The sequence below is a fragment of the Streptomyces sp. MS191 genome, from assembly GCF_008042125.1.
Classification (GTDB): domain Bacteria; phylum Actinomycetota; class Actinomycetes; order Streptomycetales; family Streptomycetaceae; genus Streptomyces.
Genome location: NZ_RDBI01000040.1, coordinates 1,017,336 through 1,026,128, shown reverse-complemented (window position 1 = coordinate 1,026,128; position 8,793 = coordinate 1,017,336). Strand labels below are relative to the sequence as shown.

Annotated in this window: 9 protein-coding genes; 8 read left to right on the top strand and 1 reads right to left on the bottom strand. The window is 66.7% G+C overall.

Annotated elements, in window-relative coordinates; translation table 11 throughout:
• The first annotated feature begins 222 nt into the window (after positions 1-222).
• From ctaC to EAO71_RS11670, 4 genes are all read left to right on the top strand, one after another.
• On the top strand, positions 223-1,188 hold the full coding sequence (gene ctaC, locus EAO71_RS11685; RefSeq protein ID WP_147977666.1) for an aa3-type cytochrome oxidase subunit II: 966 nt from the start codon (positions 223-225) through the stop codon (positions 1,186-1,188).
• Positions 1,185-2,918: an aa3-type cytochrome oxidase subunit I gene (gene ctaD, locus EAO71_RS11680; protein ID WP_147977665.1), complete on the top strand. Its 1,734-nt coding sequence runs from the start codon at positions 1,185-1,187 to the stop codon at positions 2,916-2,918. The genes ctaC and ctaD overlap by 4 nt, the downstream gene beginning before the upstream one ends.
• A complete protein-coding gene (locus EAO71_RS11675) occupies positions 2,915-3,313 on the top strand; it encodes a cytochrome c oxidase subunit 4 (protein WP_147977664.1) in 399 nt (132 codons plus the stop codon). The genes ctaD and EAO71_RS11675 overlap by 4 nt, the downstream gene beginning before the upstream one ends.
• Positions 3,314-3,432: 119 nt before the next feature.
• On the top strand, positions 3,433-4,695 hold the full coding sequence (locus tag EAO71_RS11670) for a L,D-transpeptidase (RefSeq protein WP_147977663.1): 1,263 nt from the start codon (positions 3,433-3,435) through the stop codon (positions 4,693-4,695).
• A 61-nt stretch (positions 4,696-4,756) separates the two neighbouring features.
• Here EAO71_RS11670 and EAO71_RS11665 read toward each other — a convergent pair whose 3' ends face one another.
• Complete coding sequence (locus EAO71_RS11665) at positions 4,757-5,158, bottom strand: DNA-binding transcriptional response regulator (RefSeq protein ID WP_147977662.1); 402 nt, start codon at positions 5,156-5,158, stop codon at positions 4,757-4,759.
• A 177-nt stretch (positions 5,159-5,335) separates the two neighbouring features.
• On the opposite strand from EAO71_RS11665, the gene ctaE reads away from it, so the two are divergent.
• From ctaE to qcrB, 4 genes are all read left to right on the top strand, one after another.
• The gene (gene ctaE, locus EAO71_RS11660) at positions 5,336-5,956 is read left to right on the top strand and encodes an aa3-type cytochrome oxidase subunit III (protein WP_147977661.1); all 621 of its coding nucleotides are present in this window, start codon (positions 5,336-5,338) and stop codon (positions 5,954-5,956) included.
• A 66-nt stretch (positions 5,957-6,022) separates the two neighbouring features.
• A complete protein-coding gene (gene qcrC / locus EAO71_RS11655) occupies positions 6,023-6,832 on the top strand; it encodes a cytochrome bc1 complex diheme cytochrome c subunit (RefSeq protein ID WP_147977660.1) in 810 nt (269 codons plus the stop codon).
• Positions 6,829-7,881, top strand: a complete 1,053-nt coding sequence (qcrA, locus tag EAO71_RS11650; protein ID WP_147977659.1) for a cytochrome bc1 complex Rieske iron-sulfur subunit — start codon at positions 6,829-6,831, stop codon at positions 7,879-7,881. Before qcrC ends, qcrA begins: the two co-directional genes overlap by 4 nt.
• On the top strand, positions 7,878-8,793 hold a 916-nt coding region (qcrB, locus tag EAO71_RS11645), incomplete at its 3' end, for a cytochrome bc1 complex cytochrome b subunit (RefSeq protein ID WP_147979239.1). The genes qcrA and qcrB, both read left to right, overlap by 4 nt.

Sequence of the window (8,793 nt, the reverse complement as noted above, 5' to 3'; positions counted from 1 at the left end):
CACCGGTCGGCCCCCCGGGACCCCACCGCGGAATGCCGGGGTCCACCCCTTCGGGGAGTCGGACGGCGCGTTGGGCACCCTCCCCGCGCGACCCCAAATAGCGTCCAGTAGGGTTTGGTCCGCATAAACATCCAAACCCCTGCCCGCGGCCGGGGCGGCGACCGACCAGCGAGACGGCCGTAGCCGGACCAGCGCGGGCCGAGACTCTCGGGAAGGCGCTACGTGAGTCCCAACGGCTCCGACCGCTCGTCGCGGCGCCCGATGCGGCGGAAGCTGCCGCAGGTGCTGACTGCGGGCCTGATCCTGGCGACAGCCACCGGCTGCTCGTACAACTGGGAAGACTTCCCCCGCCTTGGTATGCCCACCCCGGTGACGGAAGAGGCGCCTACGATCCTCTCCCTGTGGCAGGGCTCGTGGGCGGCTGCGCTCGTCACGGGCATCCTGGTGTGGGGACTGATCCTGTGGTCCGTCATCTTCCACCGGCGCAGTCGCACCAAGGTGGAGGTACCGCCGCAGACGCGGTACAACATGCCCATCGAGGCGCTGTACACGGTCACTCCGCTCATCATCGTGTCGGTGCTCTTCTACTTCACCGCGCGCGACGAGTCGAAGCTCCTCTCACTCGCCGACAAGCCGGCCCACACGATCAACGTGGTCGGCTATCAGTGGAGCTGGGGCTTCAACTACATCGAGAACGTGCCGGGAGTGAAGGGCGACGCACAGATCGCCCCGAACCTCGACGCCATTCCGGACAAGTTCCAGGACGACTTCCCGGCGAACGCCGGTGGCGTCTACGACGCCGGCATCCCCGGTGACCGGAACCCGCAGACCGGCAACCCGGGTCCGACCCTGGTCCTGCCCAAGGGTGAGAAGGTCCGGTTCGTCCTGACCTCCCGTGACGTCATCCACTCCTTCTGGGTGGTCCCGTTCCTGATGAAGCAGGACGTCATCCCCGGTCACACCAACGCCTTCGAGGTGACCCCGTCACAGGAAGGCACCTTCATGGGCAAGTGTGCCGAGCTGTGCGGTGTCGACCACTCCCGGATGCTCTTCAACGTCAAGGTGGTCTCCCCGGAGCGCTACCGCGAGTACCTGAAGGAGCTGGCGGAGAAGGGGCAGACCGGCTACATCCCGTCGGGCATTGAGCAGACGGACCCGGCCAGGAATGCGGAGAAGAACCAACTGTGAGCATCCTCAACGAACCCCAGGGTGCCGCCGCAGCTGAGGACTCGTACGAGAACGAGCTGCCCGTGCGGCGCAGTCAGCCCGGCAACGTCGTGATCAAGTGGCTGACCACCACGGACCACAAGACCATCGGCACGATGTACCTGGTCACGTCGTTCGCGTTCTTCTGCATCGGCGGTCTGATGGCGCTCTTCATGCGCGCCGAGCTGGCCCGTCCGGGTACGCAGATCATGTCGAACGAGCAGTTCAACCAGGCGTTCACGATGCACGGCACGATCATGCTGCTGATGTTCGCGACGCCGCTGTTCGCCGGATTCGCGAACTGGATCATGCCGCTGCAGATCGGCGCGCCCGACGTGGCGTTCCCGCGGCTGAACATGTTCGCGTACTGGCTGTACCTCTTCGGCTCGATCATCGCGGTGGCCGGCTTCCTCACCCCGCAGGGTGCGGCCGACTTCGGCTGGTTCGCCTACTCCCCGCTGTCGGACGCCGTCCGCTCGCCGGGTGTCGGCGCCGACATGTGGATCATGGGTCTGGCCTTCTCCGGCTTCGGCACGATCCTCGGCTCGGTCAACTTCATCACCACGATCATCTGCATGCGCGCTCCGGGCATGACGATGTTCCGCATGCCGATCTTCACCTGGAACGTGCTGCTGACCGGTGTCCTGGTCCTGCTCGCCTTCCCGGTCCTGGCGGCCGCGCTGTTCGCCCTGGAGGCGGACCGGAAGTTCGGTGCCCACGTCTTCGACGCGGCCAACGGCGGCGCCCTGCTCTGGCAACACCTCTTCTGGTTCTTCGGACACCCAGAGGTGTACATCATCGCCCTGCCGTTCTTCGGCATCGTCTCCGAGGTCATCCCGGTCTTCAGCCGCAAGCCGATGTTCGGCTACATCGGCCTGGTGGCCGCGAMCATCGCGATCGCCGGTCTGTCCGTGACCGTGTGGGCCCACCACATGTACGTCACCGGCGGCGTGCTCCTGCCGTTCTTCTCCTTCATGACGTTCCTCATCGCCGTACCGACGGGCGTGAAGTTCTTCAACTGGATCGGAACGATGTGGAAGGGCTCGTTGTCCTTCGAGACACCGATGCTCTGGACGATCGGCTTCCTGGTCACCTTCACCTTCGGCGGTCTGACCGGCGTGATCCTGGCCTCGCCGCCGATGGACTTCCACGTCTCGGACTCGTACTTCGTGGTGGCGCACTTCCACTACGTCGTCTTCGGCACCGTCGTCTTCGCGATGTTCGCCGGCTTCCACTTCTGGTGGCCGAAGTTCACCGGCAAGATGCTGGACGAGCGCCTGGGCAAGATGACCTTCTGGACGCTGTTCATCGGCTTCCACGGCACCTTCCTGGTGCAGCACTGGCTGGGTGCCGAGGGCATGCCGCGTCGTTACGCGGACTACCTGAACGCCGACGGCTTCACCACGCTGAACACGATCTCGACGATCTCCTCCTTCCTGCTGGGCCTGTCGATCCTGCCGTTCTTCTACAACGTCTGGAAGACCGCCAAGTACGGCAAGAAGATCGAGGTCGACGACCCGTGGGGCTACGGCCGTTCGCTCGAATGGGCGACGTCCTGCCCGCCGCCGCGGCACAACTTCCTCACCCTCCCGCGGATCCGTTCCGAATCCCCGGCGTTCGACCTGCACCACCCCGAGATCGCGGCCGTCGACCAGCTCGAGAACCACGGTCCGGTCAAGGCCCTCGCGGGTGAGAAGGAGGCCGGCAAGTGAAGATCCAGGGCAAGATGTTCATCTGGCTGAGCGTCTTCGTGCTCGCCATGGCCATCCTCTACGGCGTGTGGTCGAAGGAGCCGGTCGGTACCACGGCCCTCTTCCTGGCCTTCGGCCTCTGCATCATGATCGGCTACTACCTGGCCTTCACGGCCCGGCGCGTGGACGCCATGGCGCAGGACGACAAGGAGGCGGACGTCGCGGACGAGGCCGGTGAGGTGGGCTTCTTCGCCCCCCACAGCTGGCAGCCGCTCTCGCTCGCCGTCGGTGGCGCGCTCGCGTTCCTGGCCATCGCCATGGGCTGGTGGATCCTGTACTTCTCGGCTCCGCTGATCCTGGTCGGCCTCTTCGGCTGGGTGTTCGAGTTCTACCGCGGTGAGAACCAGAACCAGTAGCCCGTCCGCACCACCCGCAGGACCCCGAGGGGCCCGGACACTTCGTCACCGAAGTGGCCGGGCCCCTCGTTTGCAGCACTCGACGCGCTGGGTCCGAGGATTGTTCTTACGGTGATGTCATGAACGACACGCCGCGCATTCGGACTGTTCTGAGCTGCACTCTTATGGCCCTCACGTTCACCGCCGCGGGCAGCGCCTGCTCGGGCTCCGGGGACCATCCGCTGTCGGCCAAGCCGTACGACGCGGGGCAGCAGATCTCCTTCAACGCCCCGGCGGACGGCCGGAAGGCCGACCCGGACAAGCCGCTGGAGATCACGGTCAAGGACGACGAGGGCCGCATCACCGACGTGACGGCCCTCGACGAGACCGGGCACCACCTGGCGGGCGAACTCACCGCGGACGGGCAGCGCTGGCGCTCCACCGGCGCGCTGACGGCCGGTGGCCGGTACACCGTCAAGGTCTCCACGGAGGACGACGACGGCGCGCCCGGCAGCCGTACGTACACGTTCGAGACGGCCGCGGCCAAGCGGGCGCTGACCGTCGCGTTCGGCCCGGAGGCGGGCACCTACGGCGTCGGCCAGCCCATCACCGCCGAACTCAGCCTCCCCGTGAAGGACAAGGCGGCCAGGGCTGTGGTCGAACGGGCGCTGAAGGTGCGCTCCACGCCCGCCGTCGAAGGCGCCTGGTACTGGGTGGACGACAAGAAGCTGCACTACCGTCCGAAGGAGTACTGGCCCGCCGGCGCGGCGATCAGCGTCTCCGGGAACCTCGCCGGCGTGAAGGTCGGCGACAAGCTCTACGGCGGCGCGTCGAAGCCGCTGAAGCTGACGATCGGCGACCGGATCGAGGCGGTCGCGGACGCGGGCACCTACTCGATGACCGTGCGGCGCAACGGAGAAGTGATCAAAACCATGCCGGTGACCACCGGCAAACCGGGCTTCTCCACCCGAAACGGCATCAAGGTCGTGCTCGGCAAGGAGTACTACGTCCGGATGCGCGGCACCAGCGTCGGTATCGCCGAGGGCAGCTCCGAGTCCTACGACCTGCCCGTCTACTACGCGACCCGGGTCACCTGGAGCGGCGAGTACGTCCACGCCGCGCCCTGGTCCGTCGGCTCGCAGGGGTTCGCGAACGTCAGCCACGGCTGCGTGGGCATGTCGACCGGCAACGCGGCCTGGTTCTTCGAAACCGTCCGTCCGGGTGACATCGTGCAGACCGTCAACAGCATCGGCGACACGATGGACCCGTTCGGGAACGGCTTCGGCGACTGGAACCTGGCCTGGGACAAGTGGCGCCAGGGCAGCGCCCTGACCGGCGTCGCCGCCGGCGGCACGGCGACCGCCGTCACCACCGACACCGCCCGCCTCCGGCCCTCCGTCTGAATCTCCGGGGCCCGGTTCGCCTCCGGGCCCCGCGCCCCGCCCGGCGGACCGGGCCCTCGGGTCAGAGTGACAGCGCCAGGCGGGAACGCAGCAGGGTGGCCAGGGAGGCCGCGAAATCGACCGGTTCGACCGGGAGGGTCACCGCGGCGTCCGCGCGGCTCCAGGTGGCCAGCCAGGCGTCCTGCGGGCGGCCGATCAGCAGCAGCACCGGCGGGCAGTGGAAGATCTCGTCCTTGATCTGGCGGCACACGCCCATCCCGCCCGCCGGCACGGCCTCGCCGTCCAGCACGCAGACGTCGATCCCTCCCTCGTCCAGGTGCTTCAGGACGGCCGGGAGTGTCGCGCACTCGATGAACTCGACCGGGGGAACGTCGGGAGCGGGCCTGCGTCCCGCCGCGAGGCGTACCTGCTCGCGGGTGTTCGCGTCGTCGCTGTAGACCAGGACCGTGGCGCTCGACTGCATCGTTCCTCCGTGAAGGTCATCAACCGATGCGGCGGATGCTACTCCGTCCCACTGCCCGTCAACACCGCTTCGACACCGGATCGGAGGGCCCTTCGATGGGCCGTTCGGGCTGGACACGGGCCCCTGACACTCCGAACGGCACCCCCCGGAGTGAGGGCGGGATAAGCGACCGACATAATGTCGGTCGTGGCGACAGTAACGACAGTAGAAACCGGGCACGCGCACCCGTCGGTCAATCGACCGAACCTCACCAGCGTCGGAACCATCATTTGGTTGAGTTCCGAGCTGATGTTCTTCGCGGCCCTCTTCGCGATGTACTTCACCCTGCGATCGGTGACGGGAGCCGAGTTCTGGGCGGAGCAGGCCTCCGCCCTGAACTTCCCGTTCTCGGCGACCAACACCACGATCCTGGTGCTCTCCTCCCTCACCTGCCAGCTCGGCGTCTTCGCCGCGGAGCGGGGTGATGTGAAGAAGCTCCGGACGTGGTTCATCATCACGTTCGTGATGGGTTCGATCTTCATCGGCGGCCAGGTCTTCGAGTACACCGAGCTGGTGAAGCACGAGGGCCTCTCGCTCTCGTCGAACCCGTACGGCTCGGTGTTCTACCTGACCACCGGCTTCCACGGCCTGCACGTGACGGGCGGTCTCATCGCCTTCCTGCTGGTCCTGGGCCGGACGTACGCCGCCAAGAGGTTCACTCACGAGCAGGCAACCGCTGCCATCGTCGTGTCCTACTACTGGCACTTCGTCGATGTCGTCTGGATCGGCCTCTTCGCCACGATCTACATGATCAAGTAATCGGGTCTCCGACCCGAGCACATCCAGCAAGCATCGACGCAGAAGATCCTGACACCGGGGTAATCCGTGAAAAAGCTCTCCGCACGACGACGCCATCCGCTGGCGGCGGTCGTCGTCCTACTTCTCGCGCTGGCGGCCACTGGGGGGCTGTACGCCGCGTTCGCGCCCGCGGGCACGGCGAAGGCCGATGAAACCGCCCAGTCCCTCGCCATCGAGGAGGGCAAGAAGCTCTACTCCGTCGGCTGCGCCAGCTGCCACGGAACCGGCGGTCAGGGCACCTCTGACGGCCCCTCGCTGGTCGGCGTCGGCTCGGCCGCCGTGGACTTCCAGGTCGGCACGGGCCGCATGCCCGCCCAGCAGCCCGGCGCCCAGGTCCCGAAGAAGAAGGTCGTCTACTCGCAGGCCGAGATCGATCTTCTCGCGGCGTACATCGCCTCCCTCGGCGCCGGCCCGATCACGCCGAAGGAAAGCCAGTTCAACCCCGACGGCGCGGACGTCGCCCGTGGTGGCGAACTGTTCCGTACCAACTGTGCCCAGTGCCACAACTTCACCGGTGAGGGCGGCGCGCTGACGCACGGCAAGTACGCCCCGAACCTCGAAGGCGTGAGCGAGAAGCACCTGTACGAGGCCATGCAGACCGGCCCGCAGAACATGCCCTCCTTCCCCGACACCACGTTGCCGGAGAAGGAGAAGAAGGACATCATCGCGTACGTCAAGGCCGTCAACAGCGACGGGGCGGACAGCCCCGGCGGACTCAGCCTGGGTGGCCTCGGCCCCGTCAGCGAGGGTCTGTTCGCGTGGGTGTTCGGACTGGGTGCGCTGATCGCAGTTGCCGTCTGGGTCGCGGCCCACACCGCTAAGGCCAAGAAGTCATGAGTAGCCAAGAGATTCCAGAAGAGAACCTGCCCGCAGCGCAGGACACCGCGCACGGCGCGGTGATGGTCGCCGACGACCCGTTCGCCGACCCGGGCCTCCCGCCCCACAAGCCCCGCATCCAGGACATCGACGAGCGGGCCGCCCGGCGGTCCGAGCGCGCGGTCGCCCTGATGTTCACGTTGTCGATGCTGGCCACGATCGGCTTCATCGCCTCCTACGTGATCTTCCCGGTCGATCAGATCGTGTACATCTGGCCCTTCGGCCGGGTGTCCGCGCTCAACTTCGCCCTGGGTCTGACCCTCGGTGCCGCGCTGTTCCTCATCGGCGCGGGCGCGGTCCACTGGGCCCGCACCCTGATGTCGGACGTGGAGATGGCGGACGACCGTCACGCCATCCAGGCCGACACGGAGACCAAGGCGAAGGTCATGGCCGACTTCGCCGCCGGTGCCTCCGAGTCGGGCATGGGCCGGCGCAAGCTGATCCGCAATACGATGTTCGGTGCGCTGGCGCTCGTCCCGCTCTCCGGCGTCGTCCTGCTGCGTGACATGGGTCCGCTGCCGGAGAAGAAGCTCCGCAGCACGATGTGGGCCAAGGGCCTGCAGCTGATCAACATGAACACGCACGAGCCGCTGCGTCCCGAGGACGTCGCGGTCGGCTCGCTGACCTTCGCCATGCCGGAGGGCCTGTCCGAGCACGACCACGACTTCCAGGTCGAGATCGCCAAGGCCGCCCTGATGATCGTCCGGATCCAGCCGGAGGACATCAAGGACAAGCGCGAGCTCGAGTGGTCGCACGACGGCATCGTCGCCTTCTCGAAGATCTGCACCCACGTGGGATGCCCGATCTCGCTGTACGAGCAGCAGACGCACCACGTGCTCTGCCCGTGCCACCAGTCCACTTTCGACCTGTCCGACGGCGCCCGCGTCATCTTCGGCCCGGCCGGCCACGCTCTCCCGCAGCTGCGGATCGGCGTGAACGACAAGGGCTTCCTCGAGGCGCTCGGCGACTTCGACGAGCCCGTCGGTCCTGCCTTCTGGGAGCGCGGATGAGCACTGTGACGGATACCAAGAAGAAGGCCCCCGCCGGTGAGCGGGTCGCCGACTGGGCCGACGGCCGCCTCGGGATCTACTCCCTGGCCAAGGCCAACATGCGGAAGATCTTCCCGGACCACTGGTCCTTCATGCTCGGTGAGATCTGCCTCTACAGCTTCATCATCATCATCCTGACGGGCGTCTACCTGACGATGTTCTTCCACCCGTCGATGAACGAGGTGGAGTACCACGGCAGCTACGTCCCGCTCCAGGGTCAGCTGATGTCCGAGGCGTTCAACTCGACCATGCACATCTCCTTCGATGTGCGCGGTGGTCTGCTCATCCGGCAGATCCACCACTGGGCGGCGCTGATCTTCCTCGCCGGCATGTTCGTGCACATGATGCGCGTGTTCTTCACGGGCGCGTTCCGCAAGCCGCGTGAGATCAACTGGCTGTTCGGCTTCCTGCTGTTCTTCCTGGGCATGTTCACCGGCTTCACCGGCTACTCGCTCCCGGACGACCTGCTCTCCGGCACCGGTGTCCGCTTCATGCAGGGCGCGATCCTGTCCGTGCCGATCATCGGCACGTACCTGTCGATGTTCCTGTTCGGCGGGGAGTTCCCCGGCGGCGACTTCGTGGCCCGGTTCTACTCGGCCCACATCCTGCTGCTGCCCGGCATCATGCTGGGTCTGGTGGTCGCCCACCTGATCCTGGTCTTCTACCACAAGCACACGCAGTTCGAGGGCCCCGGCCGGACGAACAAGAACGTCGTGGGCATGCCGCTGCTGCCGGTCTACATGGCCAAGGCCGGAGGCTTCTTCTTCCTGGTCTTCGGTGTCATCTCGGTCGTCGCGGCGATCGCCTCGATCAACCCGATCTGGGCGATCGGCCCGTACCGGCCGGACCAGGTGTCCACCGGCGCCCAGCCCG